This is a genomic window from Aquabacterium sp. (genome assembly GCF_021768455.1).
Lineage (GTDB): Bacteria > Pseudomonadota > Gammaproteobacteria > Burkholderiales > Burkholderiaceae_C > Aquabacterium.
In genome coordinates, this window is record NZ_JAIZVX010000306.1 from 1 (window position 1) to 1,202 (window position 1,202).

Consider the following 1,202-nt stretch of genomic DNA (forward strand, 5'->3'; position numbering starts at 1 on the left):
TTGAGCGAGTTTTCAATGCGATTCAATGTATTGAACAACAGTAATTCTAATCCCGCTCCAAAAAAATAAGAGCACAGGGGGCATAATATGAACTTTCAAGACTTAAATGATTTAGACATAAACGATATAGCATCATGGCCGCTACTAGCTAAAAGCATTTTGATAGCATTTATTTGTGCATTAATCGGGGGCGCTGGGTACTATGCATTTATTTCAGACTCAATAAAACAACTTGACAAAACCAAACAACAAGAAATTGACTTAAAAAATCAATTTGAAGTTAGAGCGTCCCAAGCAAGCAGTCTAAACGCATACCGCCAGCAGATGGTTCAATTGGAGGAAATGCTTAAAAACCAATTAAAACAACTACCGAATAAAAATGAAGTTGCGGGTTTACTTGATGACATTAGCTATATTGCAACAAATAATGGATTGAAATTGCTCAAAATAAATTGGGAGCCAGAAATAAAGAAGGAATTTTATACTGAACTTCCTATGCGAATTGATCTTTCAGGACAATTTAATCAGTTAGGCCAGTTTTCAGCTGATATAGCTGCATTACCAAGAATTGTTTTACTTGGTAGTTTTACTGTAAATAAAGAAACAGCTAACAAAAGCAAACAAGAAAGCCAAGATTCCGCTCCCAATAGCGATAATATTATTATGTCTGTCCAAGCAAAGACTTATCGCTATGACCCTGAACAAAAAGTACAGAATAAACAACAGCGTAAAGAGACGGTGAAGAAATGAATATTAAAACACTGATCCTTCTTTTAAGCATAGTTGCAATCTTTGGTTGCGATAAAAATGCGGATTTACAAATATACGTTGCACAGGTTAAAGCACGACCAGCACAACCTATAGAACCGTTACCTACAATAACGCCTTATGAACCAATTCCTTTTTTAGCTAAAAATATGAGAAATCCCTTTATCGATCCAAAACCAGAACAAGGTCAGGCAATTAACAAACCAAAAGCTAAATGTGCGCAACCAGATATCAATAGACCTAAAGAAGAATTAGAACAATATTCTCTTGATAACTTACAGATGAAAGGAACATTGGCCGATGAAAGAGGTTTATGGGGCTTGGTGCTAGCACCAGGAGGAATTGTGTACCGAGTTACTTTAGGTCAATACATGGGGTTAAACCACGGTAAGATAGCTAAAGTAACTAAAGATGATATCGATGTAATAGAGATG

The 1,202-nt window shown here is 35.9% G+C and carries 2 protein-coding genes; both read left to right on the top strand.

What is annotated here, in order from left to right; genetic code table 11:
• The first annotated feature begins 87 nt into the window (after nucleotides 1-87).
• On the top strand, nucleotides 88-750 hold the full coding sequence (locus QZ994_RS19925; RefSeq protein WP_290877855.1) for a type 4a pilus biogenesis protein PilO: 663 nt from the start codon (nucleotides 88-90) through the stop codon (nucleotides 748-750).
• A partial coding sequence (locus tag QZ994_RS19930; protein ID WP_290877857.1) for a pilus assembly protein PilP occupies nucleotides 747-1,202 on the top strand: 456 nt, incomplete at its 3' end. The genes QZ994_RS19925 and QZ994_RS19930, both read left to right, overlap by 4 nt.